We start from the raw sequence: 18,140 nt of genomic DNA, 5'->3' as shown, positions 1-18,140 counted from the left end.
CTATGCTTCAGAACTATCTAAAAATCGCGTGGAGGAATCTTCGCAAACATAAGTTCTATTCATTTTTAAACATTTTTGGTCTATCGCTTGGTCTGGCAAGCTGCCTTCTGATCACACTTTATGTGATCGATGAACTGAGTTACGACCGCTCTTTTTCGGATGCCGACCGCATTCACCGGGTAAATTCAGATATTCGTTTTGGCGGGGCAGATATGAAGCTCGCCGTTGCGCCAGATCCGCTGGCTTTTACATTATTCAAGGATTACCCGCAACTGGAAGCTGTTGCGAGATTGCGGGAAGATGGAAGTTACCTCGTGCGCAGGAAAAGCTCGACCGAAAACCTCAGAGAAGACGTGGTAAGCTACGCCGATTCCACGTTTTTCGATGTATTCTCAATTCCTCTTATTGCCGGCGATGCAAAACGCATTCTCAGAGAACCGTTTACGATGGTTATTTCTGAGCGGCTGGCAAAAAAGTATTTTGGCTCCGAGAATCCGATCGGCCAGATCCTGGTGCTGGACAACAACCTCAACTATACAGTTGCGGGCGTAATGGAGAACATTCCCGAGCATTCACATATGTCGAAACTGAATATGCTGCTGGCAATGACTGTAAACTCCGAGAGCCGGGCAGACAATTGGGGAAGCCACAACTTCCTGACTTACCTGAAATTGAGGAAGGGGGTAAGTGCCGCGCAGTTTGAGAAGAACTTTGAAACCATTCTTCAAAAATATACCGGCTCGTGGGTCAAACAGATCATGGGAGCCACGCTGAATGAAATGCGCAAGTCGGGCAGTTACATTAAATATACCCTCATTCCGCTGACTGACATTCACCTGCATTCAGACCGTAAAGCTGAGATCAGTGCGAACAGCAATATTCAGTATGTATACATTTTTGCAGTTGTGGCTATTTTCCTTTTGGGAATAGCCTGTGTTAATTTTATGAACCTGGCCACGGCGCGCTCTGCCAACCGCGCCAAAGAAGTGGGAGTTCGCAAGGCGCTGGGATCCAAGCGGTCGTATCTGATGGGGCAGTTCCTGACCGAGGCGATCATGCTTAGCTTTTTCTCCCTGCTTTTTGCGATGATACTGGCTTATGCGGCACTTCCTTTGTTCAATAATCTGGCTAATAAGCAGATCGGGTTTCCATTTGAGAGTGTCATGTTTTGGAGTATTGCATTAGTGACAGCAGTTGTCGTGGGTGTTCTGGCTGGCAGTTACCCTGCTTTTTTCCTGTCTGCCTTCACGCCGCTTAAAGTTTTGCGTGGCGCAGTGGAGCAGGATGGAAAAGGGGGATATCTGCGAAATGCGCTGGTCGTATTTCAGTTTATGGTTTCGGTCATGCTCATTATCGGAACCGGCGTCATTTACAACCAGCTGAACTATATTCAAACTAAGAAACTAGGCTATTCCAAAGACCAGGTACTGATCATCAAAAATGCTTATGCGCTTGACACCAAGGCCCGCGCATTCAAAGATGAAGTAGCGCAGTTACCCAATGTGCAAAGCAGCACATTAACGAGCTTTTTGCCTACTCCTTCGTCCCGCACAGACAATACATTTTTTCCAGAAGGAGAAATGCAGCAGGAAAAGGGTATAAGTATGCAGCGGTGGGCGGTCGATTATGATTATATCAAAACGCTTGATTTGAGCATGAAGTCGGGCCGGAGTTTTGAAAAGGAATTTCCATCCGACTCTTCCGGGATCATCATTAATGAAGCTGCCGCTAAAATTCTTGGTTTTAAAGATCCGGTCGGCAAGCGTATCTATGATCTGCTTATGGATTCTACTAATTCAAAGAGAACGTATACTGTCCTGGGTGTTGTAAAAGACTTCCATTTTGAGTCACTCAGAAAGAATATCGGAGCATTAAGTATGGTGCTCGACCGCAGTTACGGGCTGGTAGCAATACGACTTAAAGCAGCAAACTATCCACAAACCGTCGCGCAGGTAGAGGCATTGTGGAAACAAATGGCGCCCGGGCAGCCATTTAACTACCGTTTTATGGACGAAGACTTTGATAACGAGTACCGGAGCGAGCAGCGGGTCGGGCAGATATTTATCACATTTGCGATTATCTCGATAATCATCGGATGTCTTGGCTTATTTGGCTTGTCGGCCTACACCGCCGAGCGGCGAACCAAGGAAATAGGTGTGCGTAAAGTGCTGGGCGCCAGCGTTTCGAACATTGTCACATTATTATCCAGAGACTTTTTGAAACTGGTGCTGCTATCAATTATTATCGGCAGCCCGATCGCCTGGTACGCGATGAATGCCTGGCTAAAAGATTTTGCGTATCACGTTGACATTGCCTGGTGGATGTTCGCCGCAGCCGGCCTACTCTCTATCCTCATCGCATTGCTAACCGTCAGTTTCCAAAGCATCAAAGCCGCACTAATGAATCCGGTGAAGAGTTTGAAGAGTGAATAGGGGGGAGGGGAGGAAAGGGAGGATGGAGAAACGGAGGAACGGAGGAAAGGGAGGAAAGGGAAGAAGGAGGATGGAATTAAGGAAATAAGCTATTCTGTTTAAAATTACCTAGTTTCTATTTTTCTTCCTTTGTCCGTTCCTCCTTTGTCCTTCCTCCTTCCTCCCTTCCTCCCTTTCCTCCCCTTCCTCCCCTTCCCCCCCAAATCTTAAAACCAATGCTAAAAAACTACCTGAAAATTGCCATTCGCAACCTCACGAGGAACAAGGTTTTCTCGCTGATCAATATTGCCGGGTTGTCCCTGGGGCTTACCTGCTGCATGCTTATTGTGCTTTATACCAAGGATCAGGTTAGTTTCGATCAGTTTCAGAAACATAAAAATGCGCTTTACCGGATTCAGGTGACAATGCCGGAAGACAAAGGGACGCGCACGATCGGGAGTTCCAATGCGGTGCACGGGCCGGGGTTTAAGCAGGAAATACCTGAAATTCAGGACGTGGTACGCGCTCAGAGTTCTTCTTTTGTGGTAAAAAAAGGAAATGAATTACTGAATGAGGATATTCTTTTTGCGGATGATAATTTTTTCTCGGTGTTTTCTATGCCCCTCCAGTACGGAGATCCGAAGAAGGTTTTGACCGATATTCATTCTATCGTGCTTTCGGAGGAGCTGGCGGAAAAGTATTTCAACACCAAAGATGCAGTCGGGAAGACGATGGAATTGAAGATCGAGGATGCATTTGAATCGTTTGTGGTTTCGGGTGTTGCCAAAAATTGCCCGCAAAATTCGTCAGTACAATTCAAAGCCGTGCTGCCTTTTAAATTTCAGGAAGCTAGAAACTGGACAGATAGCGAGTGGCTGGGTTTCTATATGAATACCTTTTTACTTCTGCACGATAAGGCTGATTATCAGGTAGTGGCCACGAAAATGAACCGGATTTTTACCAGAAAGCTAAACGAAGCAGGGAAGTTTGATGATCATGCAAAACACATCACATTCGGCTTGCAGCCGTTTCTCAAAATTCACATGGATAATGAAACCGGAGACCTACGAAATGGCCTTGGCTATGGCAGCAGCCCTATTTATTCCTACATATTGTCAGGTATCGCGATCTTTATTCTCATTATTGCTTGCATCAATTTCGTAAATCTCACAGTGGCCAGGTCGCTCAGCCGCGCGAAGGAAATTGGCGTGCGTAAAGTAGTTGGAGGGTTGCGAAAACAACTGATATACCAGTTTCTGGGCGAATCGTTCCTGTTGTCAGTCGTTGCTTTTGGGCTTGCTATTATATTAACGCTGATGACATTACCTACATTCAACGAGCTGGCTAATAAGCAGCTGTCACTGTCTTACCTGCTGGATACCAAGCTGGTAGCAGGTTATCTAAGCCTGCTATTAGCCACCGGCCTGATCGCCGGATTCTATCCCGCGATAATCCTGTCCGGTTTCAGTCCGGTGCAAACGCTCTATAACCGCACCCGTTTTTCAAACAAGAACTACCTGACTAAAGGGTTGGTCGTGTTTCAATTTGCCTTGTCTGTTTGTCTGGTAATCGGCACGATCATAGTCTATTCGCAATTCAAATATCTGACTAGTAAAGATTTGGGTTATAATGATGAAAATCTGGTGAGTTTTAGTGTGGGCAGAGGTGGCAGTTCGAAACTGGATGTGATCCGGCAGGAGCTGGAAAATATGGCGGGTATCCGGACCGTCGCGGCATTTAATGGGAATTATAATGGTACCGGGGCTAAGATCGGAGAAAAAGAAATTAGTTTCGGCTACATTGGCGTCGACGATCAGTTTCTGAAAACTTTGCAAATTCCGGTTCTAAAAGGGCGCAATTTTTCTAAAACCTATCCTTCCGATCCCGTTCAGTCCGTGGTGGTTAATGAAGCTTTTGTGAAAGAGGCCGGCTGGACAGATCCGATTGGGAAAGAGGTTAATTTTGAGTGGAAAAAACAGAAACTGCATGTGATCGGTGTGATCCGCGATTACCATTATGCCTCATTAAAAGATACAATCAAGCCCCTTTTGCTAACCCAGGATCCCAGCTACGCGCTGGGCGCCATTTACGCGAAGCTGGACTCAAAAGATATTCCGGCGACCATGAAAGCCATAGAAAATCTCTTCCGGAAGCACATTCCATTTATGCCATTTGAGTACAAATTCGAAGATGTCGCTAATTTGAACAGATACGAATCTGAGGCAAAATGGCGTGAAATGATCACGCTGGCGGCGATCCTGTCTATTTTTGTCTCCTGTATCGGCTTGTTCGGACTAGCCACATTCAATGCAGAAACGCGGATTAAAGAGATCGGGATCAGGAAAGTACTGGGCGCATCAGTTACCGGCATCGCCGCATTACTATCCCTTGATTTTGTAAAACTGGTAATTAGCTCAATTGTGATCGCATTGCCAATATCCTATTTTGCATCCAACATCTGGTTACAGGATTTTCCTTACCGGATCAGTATTTCGTGGATCTATTTCGCCAGCGCCGCAATCCTCGCGATGACCGTCGCAATACTTACTATAGCGTACCAGAGTATCCGATCAGCAATGATGAGCCCGGTGGAATCTTTGAAAAGGGAGTGAAGGGAGGAAGGGGAAAACGGAGGAAGGAGGAAAGGGAGGAAAGGAGGATGGAATTAAGGAAATAAGCTGTTCTGTTTAAAGTTACCTAGTCTCAATTTTTCTTCCTTTGTCCGTTCCTTCTTTGTCCTTCCTCCCTTCCTCCTTCCTCCTTCCTCCCTTTCCCTCCCTTTCCTCCCCAAATTTTAAAACCAATGCTAAAAAACTATCTAAAAATCGCGATTCGGACGCTTTGGAAGAATCGGTTGTTTACTGCTATTAATTTCCTGGGGCTGTCGCTTGGGCTGGCCAGTGCCGGGGTGCTGATCCTTTTTATACAGCGCGGGGTCACTTTTGATACATTCCATGAAAATAATGATCAGATCTATTATGTGCAGACTGAAACGAAGGGCGAGCGGTACAATGCGACTGTACACCCGATCATGCAGCAGCTTATCAGGACTTTCCCGGAAATAGAAACCGGCACGCATTTCCAGGGTTGGAACGATGTGTGGCTTACTTACAGGGGCAAAAATATTCAGGGTAATACCAAATATGTGGATTCCAGTTTCTTCGATATTTTTTCTTTCAAACTAAAATACGGAGATCCGAAAACTGCATTCAAGAGCAGACAATCAATCATAATAAACCAAAAAATAGCGCAGGCACTTTTCGGCGACAGGAACCCTGTGGGTGAAACGGTTTCGGTAAGTGATACACTCAATTTCACGGTAGCGGGCGTGCTGGACCGTGTTCCCGAAAACTCTTCCATGCAGTTCGAAGTATTAGTCCCGATCTCGCTTTTGGAAGCTAATGCAGGTTTTCGGAGTGGCGCCGACTGGTATAATACCTTTTCCTCGGTGTATCTGAAAATCAAAAAGGGGACGGATATTGCAAAGCTGGAAGCTCAGTTTCCCACATTTGCGAAAACCCACTTTGATCCCGCCGGAGGTGAGCGGCAAGTTCGCATTGAAAAGTTGGAGAACTTCATTCACTATGATAATCCGGGTTTCAAATGGATGATTTACGGAGCAATAGGGATTGTTATTTTTATCCTGCTGATTATCAGCATTAATCTGATCAATCTGAATACTGCAATCGCATTTACGCGGGCAAAAGAAATTGCAGTCAGGAAAGTTACCGGCTCCAATTTAAAGCAGATTTTAGTGCAGTTCTGGACCGAGTCGGCGATTGTTCTGATCGCGTCGCTCATGTTTGCAGTAGTCCTGGCCGCCTCTTACCTGGTACCCCAGTTCAACGAATTCAGGCAGGGCAGAATGCAGCTCACGCTGAGTTGGGAGCAGGATTATATGACTGTGATCGCGCTTGGCGGCATTATTACGTTTATCGCTCTCATCGCAGGTACTTACCCGGCCGTTTATCTCAATCGGCTGGATCTGCGCGACACGATCAAAGGCAAGCTTTCCAATAAAACGCATTCCCGGAACTGGTCGAGGGGAACGATGATCGTGGCTCAGTTTGTGATCGCTTTCGCACTGGTGATCGGCGCGATCGTGGTGCGTAAGCAGGTGAGTTTTATGCGCGAAGCGAAAACCGGTTTTGATAAAGAAAATGTGGTTGTGGTGCAGTCGGATCTGGAATATAGGGACACAAAATCGGCCGCGATCCAGTTCAAATCCATTTTGAATGAGCTGCGTCAGGATTCGCGGGTGCAAAGCATTGCCACTTCTTCGGTGGTCCCTTCCAAGTATTGGAGTAATTACAACACTTATATGGCCGATGGAGCCGTTGGGGCAGAGGTTCGTATCAAACACTCGGGCACGGGGCCGGGCTATTCTAAAACCTACGGAATTAAAATGCTGGAAGGTCGCGACTTTTCAGAAGAGATCGACAAGGACGGGAAGAATCTGCCGGTAGTTATCAATGAATCGGCTATGAAAGCGCTGGGCTGGAAAACGGCTGTCGGGAAGCGTATCAGGCAAAAGAGTAACCCGGAAGTGTACACGATCATCGGTGTGATGCAGGATTTTCATTATCAGGAGTTGAAAGAGAAAATAGAACCGCTATTGCATTGGTACAATGGCCCGGCCGGACTGAGCAGTTACCTCAGTATCAGGCTGAACGATATGGGACAGGCCAAAAGCGTATTGGCGGGACTGGAAGGTAAAATGAAGAAGATCCCCGCCAGAAAACCCTTCGGCGCATTTTATATGACCGATGAACTTAGCAGGCAGTATAACCATCTCGACGGTATTTGGAAAATGGTCAATTTCGTTGCTACGCTGGCGATTGTGATTGCACTGGCTGGAATTTTTGGCCTGATCACGCTCGCTGCAAATCAGCGCATGAAAGAAGTCGGTATTCGGAAAGTACTCGGTGCGTCGGTCCAGGAAGTAACGTTTTTGCTTGCCAAAGACTTCGTGATCCTTGTGCTGATCGGTATTGTGATCGGCGCGCCGGTGGCTTACAGTTTCGAGAGCCGCTATCTGGAAACCTTCACCTACCACACCCGCCTCGGTTGGCTTACATATCTACTAGTCGGCTGTACGGCATTGTTACTAACCTCCCTAACCGTAGGTTTCCAAAGCATCAAAACCGCACTGATGAACCCGGTTGATAGTTTGAAGAGTGAGTGAGGTTGGGCGTTGGAGATTTACATTGGTTTTAGTTAAATTGAGTTGTTTTTAACAGATAACCCAGAGATGGAGGCACAAACTATTGATTCGCAAATACTGAAATATCTTCCGATGCTAGGGGAAGACGAAAAGCAATCCTTGTTGGGTGTGATCAAATCTTTTTTGAGTTTGAAGAAAGATAGCAAGTCGACAGAAACCGCTTTTACATTAGATTATAACAGAGAACTGGACGAGGCACTGGCAAGAATAAATGAGGGTAATTTCATGACACAGGAAGAAGTTGAAAAGCAGTCAGCGGAATGGTAGACGAAGCTTACACTACCCCAAGTCCAATTGTGAACAAAAGTGTCCGAAAGCGGACACTTTTTTGGTTTAAAAATGAGTGTAAAAAGCTGATTATTAGTTAGTTGCGATGGATTGGATCGAGCTGGTATAATAATTCATTCAGGTTAACTGGATTTGCAAACGACGCTCTATCTATTAGCCATGATTAAAAATTATTTGAAAATCGCTTGGAGAAATCTGCTGAAAAGCAAGATGTTTTCCGGCATTAACGTTTTCGGCCTGTCGGTCGGTATGACGTGCTGCATGCTGCTGCTGCTGTACATTCTCAGCGAAATTTCCTTTGACAGGCACCACGAACACGCCAAAGATCTGTACCTGCTCCGCAGCGAAAATGTGCAGCCTAATGGTGAGAAAATGGATAACCCCCGCGCACCTTCGCCGTACGCACAGGCCGTAAAAGCGGAATTCCCCGAAGTGGTCCAGGTAACCCGGTTGTGGCAGAATTTTCTGGAAGACAAGACCTTACTCAAAGTTCAAGGCGAAGGGAACAATGCCAGGGCATTTTACGAAACCAAAGGTATTCACGTAGATTCTACATTTTTTGATGTCTTCACTTACGATTTCATCGAAGGCGATGCCAAAACTTCGATGCGCGACCCGCATTCGATCGCATTGTCGGAGGAAGTAGCAAAAAAGCTTTTTGGTAACAAGTCTGCATTGAACCAAACCATTCAGGTAGGAGGCAAAACCGGCAATAACGAGAACTTCAAAGTGACCGGCGTTTTCCGTGACGAGGCAAGGCGCTCGCACATTGACGCGCGATATTTTATCCCGATGCAGGCGGGCTGGGTAGGGACATACCTGCGCGAGTCGGAGCAGAATTTTACCAATAACAATATGTTTTACAGCTACTTGCGGCTGCGTCCGGGCACAGATCCAGACAAGTTCAGCAAAAAGCTACCTGCATTCATCGACAAATATGCCCGCGCCGATCTGAAATTTGCGGGTTATGATAAAAAACTCGCGTTACTGCCGGTAACCGGCATCCATTTATTCAACCTGATCGACAACATTGTGACGCCTACCACCAGTACAACTTATCTGTACGTGCTGGCTTCCATTGCTATATTCACGCTGTTGATTGCCTGTATTAATTTCATGAACCTGGCCACTGCGCGCTCTGCGAAACGGGCGGCGGAAGTCGGGATCCGGAAAGTGATGGGCGCAGGTAGAAATGGGCTGATCGGCCAGTTCCTGGGCGAATCGATGGTACTTACCTTCGTAGCGCTTGGGCTCGCATTCGTTTTCGTGCTGCTCTTTTTGCCGTTTTTTAATCAGCTGGCAGATAAATCGCTATTGATCAGCGACCTGCTGGATCCAAAAATCATTCTTGCGTTTGTGACACTCGCATTGCTGACCGGCGTTATTTCGGGTAGTTACCCGGCCTTTTACCTTTCACTTTTCAATCCGCTGGATGTGGTGAAAGGTAAGTTCGTCAATTCGGTTTCGGCGACAACTTTGCGGCGGGGTTTGGTTGTTTTTCAATTTGTGATCTCAATCGGTCTGGTTGTGGGCACTTTGGTGATTCAGGAACAGATACGTTTTATGCACGAGCAACCACTGGGATTTAATAAAGATCAGCAGATCGTGATCCCTTTCCGCAGCGACGAATCCAGGAAAACTTATCCCGCATTGCGTAACGAACTTTTACAAAATAACCAGATCACGGCCGCGGCGGGCACTTCATATTACCCGGGAATCATCAATCCCAGCGACATGAGCGTGTATGTCAGTGGCCGGCCGGTGAAAGAAGACGGACTTGTGAAAACGAACTGGGTTGCGCCGGAATTTATGAGCACGATGGGCTTCAAGCTCGCGGCGGGCAGGATGTTTTCCAGCCAGTTTCCTGCCGATACCAATATGAAGATTGTAGTGAATGAGGCTACGCTGAGGAAATTCAATATCCCGCTCGAAAAGGCGATCGGGCAGAAACTGAGCTTCGACGATCGGTACGATAAACAGACAAAGAGTATTGAGATTATTGGTGTAGTAAAAGATTTTCACTTCCAGGATTTGCACCAGGCCATTGAACCTTATGCATTTTTCCTTCAAAACGAACCCGTTCACAACTATGTGATCGCGCACGTCAATACCAACGATGTTGCCAAAGTTCTGCCTTTTATCGAATCGAAATGGAAGGCGCTGAATCCGGACGAGCCCTTTACTTTCAGCTTTTTGAATGAGGATTTTCAAAGGAATTATACAGCCGACGCCCGCACTTCGCGGATCGTTAATTCATTCACGGTCATTTCAATTCTGATCTCCTGCCTCGGTCTTTTCGGACTGGCGGCATTTGCGGCGCAGCAGCGGATCAAGGAAATAGGGGTCAGGAAGGTGCTGGGGGCTTCTATCGGTAGTATTGTCGGTTTGCTTTCCGGTGATTTTGTTAAACTGATCTGCATTTCAATCGTAATCGCCACGCCGCTCACTTGGTATGTAATGGACAAATGGTTGCAGGATTTTGTCTATAAAATCAGTATTCAATGGTGGATGTTTGCGCTGGCGGGCATATTGTCGGTCGTCGTCGCCATGATCACAGTAAGTACCCAGGCTATCAAAGCCGCTATGACAAATCCGGTGAAGTCACTCAAAAGTGAATAGAATCATGATCAAAAACTACCTTAAAATCGCGCTCCGTAACCTTTGGAAAAATAAGGGTTACGCTATGATCAATATCGTTGGCCTTTCGGTTGCTTTCTGCATTAGTGTCTTTCTGTTTCTCACAGCCTATTTTGTGCTTTCATTTGATAAATTCCATGCGGATAAAGACCGGATTTTTAAAACCTATTTTTTCGCCAATGAGCCTCAGAAAGCTAGAAAAGCAGGTTCCATGCCGCACCCACTTACGCCCGCTTTGAAAGCAGAATTCCCTGAAATCGAGGGAGCCGCCCGAATCTTGAATGGCCAGTATGTGGTGGTTTACAAAGGCAAATATTTCGATAAGGATATCAAATACACCGACGCTGATTTTCTTAAAATATTCTCTTTTCCCCTTTTAAAAGGCAATGCAGGCTCTGCGCTCAGCGATCTGAGCAATATTGTGATCAGCAGGAATATGGCTGAGAGTATTTTCGGTAAGGAAGATCCGCTGGGCAAGGCGCTTCAGCTGGGGATGGATGCCAATAAGAAACAGTACATCGTTACCGGAGTGCTGGCCGATTTTCCCGAAAACTCTACGATAAAATATGACGCATTCATCCGGGTTGAAAATGCAGGCGGCTACCAGCGTGAAAAAGACCAGTGGGACGCGCATTCGCACGCGGTTTTTGTGAAATTAAAACCAGGTATCGACAAAGATGCATTCGAACAAAAGCTTAGACCTTTTACCAAAAAATACTTCGCCGAAAGCTTTGCCTCTCTTAAAAAGCAAGGCGCCAAGCCCGACCAGAAGGGGGATATTTTTGCGCTAAGGCTCATGAAACTGACCGACATTCATTTTGATTCAGATATGTCTGGCGGAGCGCCGATCGGGCTGGTATATGCATTGATGGCGATCGGTACTTTCATTTTGCTCATTGCGAGTTTCAATTTCATCAATCTCAATGTGGCGCGCTCATTTATCCGGGCCCGTGAAGTGGGGGTGCGTAAATCGCTTGGTGCATTGAAGCAGCAGCTATTTTTTCAGATTTGGGGAGAAGCCGGCGTTATTTGTCTGGCCGGTTTTCTAGTAGGGATGACGCTGACAATTCTGCTTCTACCCACATTTAACAGCACCTTTCAGTCGAAATTGAACCTTGACTATATCATGCAGCCGGGTACGATATTGCTCGTTTTCAGCCTCTTTTTGTTCGTAGCGCTGATTGCAGGCGGGTATCCTGCGTGGCAGATGTCGCGGTTCAATGCAGTGGAGGTTTTGAAGGGAAAGGTTTCCATGAAAAAGCCGGGTTTGTTGCGTAACTCGCTCATTGTAGCTCAATTCACATTATCAAGCCTGCTGATCTGCTGCACGATTATCGCGGTGCAGCAGGTGGATCATTTGAAAACACAACCACTGGGATTCCAGAAAGAGGAAGTGATCAGTATTCCGGTTGGAAATAAGGTCGACGGTCAGCAGGCATTGCGTCGGCTGCGAAACCAGCTGAAAGACGATCCCAGCATATTGAGCATGACGGGCAGCGGCGTCAATCTGGGAATAGGAGCGGATCGAAGTTCGTCCCGGAGTGTCCTCGGATTTACATTCAACGACCGCGAGGTTTCGACGGACTGGCTTCACATTGATTATGATTATCTCAAAACACTCAATATAAAATTACTGGCTGGCCGCGAGTTTGATCCCACGTATTCCACTGATTCGATTGGTCGCGTGATCATTACCGAAAGTATGGCAAAAATGATCGGTGAGAAGGATCCGGTGGGTAAATTCTTCCGGACTGACACGGCGGGTATGAAACACCAGATCATTGGCCTTGTTCCAGATTTCAATCTGTATTCTTCCAAAAACGAGAAGAAGCCGATTACCATGTACATTTCACCGTCGGGACCGATCAGCTATATTTTTGTGCGGGTGACGCCGCAAAGTCTGGGGACTTCGATGGAAAAGTTGAAGAAAGCATGGAGAGAAGTTACCCCTGAATCGGAGTTTACCGGCAGTTTCGTGGATGAAAATACGAATTCCTGGTACCGCGAGGAAGAGCGGCTTTCGAAGGTTTTTAGTCTGGCTTCTGGCGTGGCGATTATGCTGTCCTGCCTCGGGTTATTTGCAGTCGCATTGATCGTGATCGAACAGCGGACGAAGGAGATAGGTGTTCGTAAAGTGCTGGGAGCGAGTATTTCGAGCCTGGTTTTGGTGTTGTCAAAAGACTTCGTAAAGCTCGTTATAGTAGCAATTGTCATTGCCTCGCCTCTGGCCTGGTTTGCTATGCAGGCCTGGTTGGACAATTATCCCTACCGGATCGAGATCAACCCGATGATTTTTGTTTTTGTAGGATTGGCGGCGATTGTGCTGGCAGTAGGAACAGTGAGTTTTCAAAGTATAAAAGCCGCATTGATGAATCCGGTAAAGTCGCTTAAAAGTGAGTAAAGCCAGCCAGTCGAAAAATAATAAATTCATCTTGCCATGATCAAAAACTATCTTATTACTTCATTCCGAAACCTGCGGCGGAACTGGAATTTTACAATTATTAATGTTACCGGCCTCACGCTGGGGCTGACGTGCTGCCTGCTGATCTTCTTTACGGTCAGGTATGAACTCAGCTTTGATACGCATAACAAGCATATTGACCAGGTTTACAGGCTATCGATCCACAATAAGGCGAATGGGGAAAAAGGGTATATGACCGGGATGCCTCTGCCGGTGCTCGCCGCACTCAGGAGTGATTATCCCGAGATAAAAAACATGGTAACCTGCATTTATGGTATTCGCGAAGTACTGGTGACGATCGGGGAGGGGAAGAATCTCAAGAAACTCACTTCGGCTTCTTATGCATTAGGTTTTATCGGCCCCGAGTATTTTAACCTGCTGGATTATAAATGGTTAAAAGGCTCGCCGGCGACTTCGCTCAGTAATCCCGGCTCTGTGGTTTTGACGGAAAGTCAGGCCGTGACTTATTTCGGTCCCGGGAATGCAATGGGCAAAACGATTCGTGTGGATAACAAAATGAACTTTGTAGTAACCGGTATCATCCAGGATCCGCCGGTAACAAGCAGTTTTCCATTTACGACAATGCTTTCCTTTTCGTCGCTCAAAGAGTATGGCGCTTTTACCAGCTGGGACGATTGGATAAGTACCTACGGCGGCGGACAAATGTATATGCGGCTCCCTGAGAATATGACCGAGCAGCGTATGGAGCGGAATCTGGCGGATTTGAGTAAAAAATACAGAGATCCGAAAGCTGCGGCCGAGACTGACCTGGTGCTCCTGCCTGTAAAAGACATGCATTTCATGACGAATATGCAGAATTACGCGGGGCGCACAATAAGTAAAGGAATGATCTGGTCGATGGTACTGGTTGGCATATTTATCCTGATCACTGCGTGCGTCAACTTTATCAATCTGGCTACGGCGCAGGCTTTGAGGCGCGCGAAAGAAGTGGGAGTGAGGAAGGTTTTGGGAAGCACGCGCGGGCAGTTGCTGCGTCAATATTTTTCGGAAACAGGCGTGCTGACGTTTGTTTCGGTATTGCTGGCACTCATTCTGGCGCAGATCGCGCTGCCGGGTGTTGCAGAAACCCTGAATATCAGTTCGAAAGGCGTTATGTTTTTCGCTGATCCGTCGATCCTCGTGTTTTTGCTGATTATGGCGGTCGTAACAACTTTTCTGGCTGGTTTTTATCCTGCGCTCGTGGTTTCGGGATACCAGCCTATTCTTGCATTAAAAGGCAAAATGAGGACTTCGGGTGGCGGTCAGGCGAATTTGAGGAGAGGGTTGATCGTACTTCAATTTACAATTTCGCAGGTTGTGCTGCTGGGTACGCTGATCGCTTACATGCAAATGAAGCATTTCCGGACCATGGATCTTGGGTTTGTGAAAGACGAAATCGTGAATGTGCCTGTACCCGAGCAGAATCCGGGCCAGCTGGAAAGGCTACGTGCCCAGCTTGAAAATGAGCCAGGTATTAAGAGTATGAGTTTCAGTTCATTTACACCGATGTCCGGTAGTAACTGGCAGACTGCCTTTACTTTTGAAAATGACAAGGAACTTCTTGATTTCGAAGTGGTAATGCGGCCCGCCGATACTTCTTATGTGAAAACTTATGGCCTCACGCTGATAGCCGGTCGGATGTACCTGCCGGCAGATACGATCCGGGAATATGTGATCAATGAAGCTTTTGTTCAAAAGCTAGGATTCAAAAATCCGGAAGATATCCTTGGGAAGAGACTCACGATCGGAGGCTCCGATCACAAGTTACCTATTGTAGGTGTAGTGAAAAATTTCAATACGTATAGCCTGCATCGTGAAATTATTCCCTGTGTACTAACGAGCCTGCGAAGTAATTATAGCACCTTAGGAATGAAGCTGGCAGCAGGAGCAAGTCCGGCGCTGATCAGCAAGATCGAAAATGTATGGTCGGCCACGTTTCCGGATTATTTATTCAAATACACTTTCCTGGATCAGACCCTCAATAGCTTTTATCAAAAAGAAGAACGTTTGTTCGAACTCTTTAAAATACTGGCCGGTATCGCCATTTTTATCGGCTGCCTCGGGCTGTACGGCGTAGTTGCATTCATGGCCGAATCGCGTACGAAGGAAATGGGAATCCGGAAGGCAGTAGGCGCGTCTGCACTGAATATCTTCGGTTTATTTTCCCTCGATTTTGTCAGGTTAGTGGTGGTCGCGCTTGTAATTGCGTCGCCGGTTGCGTGGTACTTTATGAGCGAGTGGCAGCAGGATTTTACCTATAAAGTCAATGTGAGCTGGTGGATTTATGTATTGGCAGGCATATTTGCAATTATCATAGCGATGATCACAATTAGCTTTCAGAGCATCAAAGCGGCGCTCACTAATCCGGTAACTGCGCTGAGAAGCGAATAAGTTTTTGTGCCTGGCTTCGTGCATGCAACTTCCAGGTAAGAAAAGCAATCTTTTGGATATGATATTAAACCCTATTAGCTGTGATCAGGAATTACTTTAAAATTGCCCTCCGAAACCTTTCCAAAAACAAGGTTTACTCTTTTATCAATATCATCGGGCTGGCAGTTGGTATTGCAGTTGCAATGCTGATCGGGCTTTGGGTCTGGGACGAATTGTCGTACAATAAATACCATAAAAACTATGACAGGGTAACCCAGGCGTGGATCAACCAGACTTTCAACGGCCAGACGTTCACGGGGACAGCGGTTTCTATCCCGGCGGTCACAGAAATGGCTACGAAATACGGTTCGAATTTCAAGTTCACTTCGCTTGCGTCGTGGAATTATGGGCATTTGCTGGCTAATGGAGATAAAAAGATCAACAAACCAGGAATGTACGCGGAGCCTTCGCTACCGGAAATGCTTTCGTTAAAAATGATCAAAGGGGATTATAATGCGCTCAAAAATCCCGGTTCCATTATGATTTCCGAGTCTCTCGCCAAATCACTTTTTGGAAACGAAGAGGCGCTCAATAAGACCTTGCAACTAGATATCAAGAAGAATGTCAAGGTAACGGGGATTTATGAAGATATTCCCTTTAACTCCAACTTCCACGAATTGAACCTGATCCTGCCGTGGAATGATTACCTGCAAGCTGAGAATTGGGTGAAATCGGCGCAGCAGGAGTGGGGCAACCATTCGTTTCAGTTTTTCGCACAGGTAGCCGACAACGTTGATATTGCAAAGGCTTCGTTGAAGATCAGGGATGTAGAAATGCCGCATGCATTCTCCAAAACGGATAAACCGCAGTATTTTTTGCATCCGATGAGCCGCTGGCATTTGTATTCCGATTTCAAGAATGGCCTGAATATAGGCGGCGGTATTCAGTTTGTGTGGCTGTTTACGATCATAGGCGTTTTTGTACTGCTGCTGGCATGTATCAATTTTATGAACCTGAGCACTGCCCGGTCGGAAAAGCGGGCGAAAGAAGTGGGGATACGCAAATCGATCGGTTCGTTACGCAGTCAGCTCGTGTTCCAGTTTTTGAGCGAATCGTTTCTGGTGGTTTGTTTCGCATTGATCCTGGCCGTTTTGTTTGTACTCATTTGTTTACCCGCATTCAATGACTTATCCGGAAAGCAGGTCGAATTTCCATTCTTCTCTCCGCAGTTCTGGCTCGCGCTTATCGTTTTTTCGCTGTTCACAGGTTTGATTTCGGGCAGTTACCCCGCCTTCTATCTGTCTTCTTTCAACCCTTTGGCTGTACTTAAAGGCACGTTTAAAGTTGGGAAATGGTCGGCTGTTCCCCGGAAGGTTATGGTGGTAATGCAGTTTACCGTTTCTATTACTTTGATTATTGGTACGATCATCGTTTTTCAGCAAATACAGCACGCCAAAAGCAGACCGGTTGGGTACGACCGGCAGGGACTATTGCAGATCGATATGTCGCCGAACCTGTTCGGAAAATACTACCCGCTGCGCGACGATCTGATGAAAACGGGCGTCGTGCACGAAATGAGCGAGTCTTCCAGTCCTACTACCAGCATTAATTCCAATCAGATCGGTTTCGAATGGGACGGAATGGAAGCCGGCTCCATGCCGCTTTTCGGCACGATCGCCTGCACCCACGATTTTGGAAAAACAATAGGGTGGAAGATCATTGACGGACGAGACTTTTCGAGAGATTATTCCACGGATACTTCCGCGTTTGTACTCAATGAAGCTGCCGTAAAATTGACTGGGATCAAGGATATTGTCGGCAAGACGATCCGTTACAATAAGAAACCGATGCAGGTAGTGGGTGTGATCAAGGATATGGTGATGCAGTCTCCTTATGAACCGGCTGTGCCTACTATTTTTATGCTTAATTATGAATGGGCTAGTCTCATTAATGTCAAGCTGCTGCCGGGCAAGCCGGCTGATCAGGCATTGAAAAAAGTAAAAGCAGTGTTCCGCAAGCACGATCAGGATTCGCCTTTCGCATTCAAATTTGCCGATGATGAATACGATGCGAAGTTCAGAGCGGAGGAGCGGATCGGGAAATTGGCGCGGGTATTTGCAGTGCTGGCGATCATTATTTCGTGTCTCGGTTTGTTCGGACTTGCCGCATATACAGCAGAGCAGCGCACAAAGGAAATCGGTATTCGCAAAGCGCTGGGTGCCAGTGTGGCGCAAATGTGGGCGATGTTGTCCAAGGAGTTTATTTACTTGGTTCTGATATCCTGCGTCCTTGCTTCACCAATCGCCCTATATTTTCTCAGTGACTGGCTCAAACGGTATGAATATCATATTGAGCTCAGCTGGTTCGTATTCGCCATCTCCGCTTTCACGGCAATCCTGATAACGTTGTTAACCGTTAGTTTCCAGGCTATTAAAGCAGCTTTGACAAATCCTGTGAAGTCGCTGAGGAGTGAGTGATTTCACCAGATAACCTGGACTATTGTGCTGTAAAAGCGAAATTTGGGGTCTACGGAAATTAATTGGTATCCCTCGGTGATTGCTGTCGCTAGGATCATCCTGTCAAAAGGGTCTTTGTGATTACCAAATATTGGAAGTTTCTGATAAAATATCGTGTGATCTTGTGATATACCAACCGTCGTTATTCGATTAAAAGTTGATTTAGCAATGGTGTCTGAAAGTGAATCAGGTAGTATTAGCTTTCCGATTGTAAGTTTGACTGAATCTCAAAC

The 18,140-nt window shown here is 46.6% G+C and carries 8 protein-coding genes; all 8 read left to right on the top strand.

The genetic code is table 11. The annotated features are described in order from the left end of the window. The first annotated feature begins 2 nt into the window (after nucleotides 1-2). Nucleotides 3-2,432: an ABC transporter permease gene (locus tag KOD92_RS11760; protein ID WP_215233768.1), complete on the top strand. Its 2,430-nt coding sequence runs from the start codon at nucleotides 3-5 to the stop codon at nucleotides 2,430-2,432. A gap of 215 nt (nucleotides 2,433-2,647) precedes the next feature. After that, on the top strand, nucleotides 2,648-5,023 hold the full coding sequence (locus tag KOD92_RS11755; protein ID WP_215233767.1) for an ABC transporter permease: 2,376 nt from the start codon (nucleotides 2,648-2,650) through the stop codon (nucleotides 5,021-5,023). Nucleotides 5,024-5,214: 191 nt separating this feature from the next. Beyond that, nucleotides 5,215-7,596, top strand: coding sequence for an ABC transporter permease (locus KOD92_RS11750; protein ID WP_215233766.1), 2,382 nt, complete (start codon nucleotides 5,215-5,217; stop codon nucleotides 7,594-7,596). A 66-nt stretch (nucleotides 7,597-7,662) separates the two neighbouring features. Further along, nucleotides 7,663-7,902 (top strand): hypothetical protein, encoded by a 240-nt coding sequence (locus KOD92_RS11745; RefSeq protein ID WP_215233765.1) that lies wholly within the window; start codon nucleotides 7,663-7,665, stop codon nucleotides 7,900-7,902. A 180-nt stretch (nucleotides 7,903-8,082) separates the two neighbouring features. Next, on the top strand, nucleotides 8,083-10,542 hold the full coding sequence (locus tag KOD92_RS11740) for an ABC transporter permease (RefSeq protein ID WP_215233764.1): 2,460 nt from the start codon (nucleotides 8,083-8,085) through the stop codon (nucleotides 10,540-10,542). A 4-nt stretch (nucleotides 10,543-10,546) separates the two neighbouring features. Continuing rightward, a complete protein-coding gene (locus tag KOD92_RS11735) occupies nucleotides 10,547-12,961 on the top strand; it encodes an ABC transporter permease (RefSeq protein ID WP_215233763.1) in 2,415 nt (804 codons plus the stop codon). 36 nt (nucleotides 12,962-12,997) lie between these two features. Beyond that, a complete protein-coding gene (locus tag KOD92_RS11730) occupies nucleotides 12,998-15,412 on the top strand; it encodes an ABC transporter permease (RefSeq protein ID WP_215233762.1) in 2,415 nt (804 codons plus the stop codon). An 80-nt stretch (nucleotides 15,413-15,492) separates the two neighbouring features. Beyond that, nucleotides 15,493-17,868 carry an ABC transporter permease gene (locus KOD92_RS11725; RefSeq protein ID WP_215233761.1) on the top strand — a complete coding sequence of 792 codons (2,376 nt, stop codon included), beginning with the start codon at nucleotides 15,493-15,495 and terminating at the stop codon, nucleotides 17,866-17,868. Nucleotides 17,869-18,140: the final 272 nt, after the last annotated feature.

Source organism: Dyadobacter linearis (assembly GCF_907165045.1).
In the GTDB taxonomy this organism is placed as follows: domain Bacteria; phylum Bacteroidota; class Bacteroidia; order Cytophagales; family Spirosomataceae; genus Dyadobacter; species Dyadobacter linearis.
This window is presented reverse-complemented; position numbering and strand designations above follow the sequence as displayed.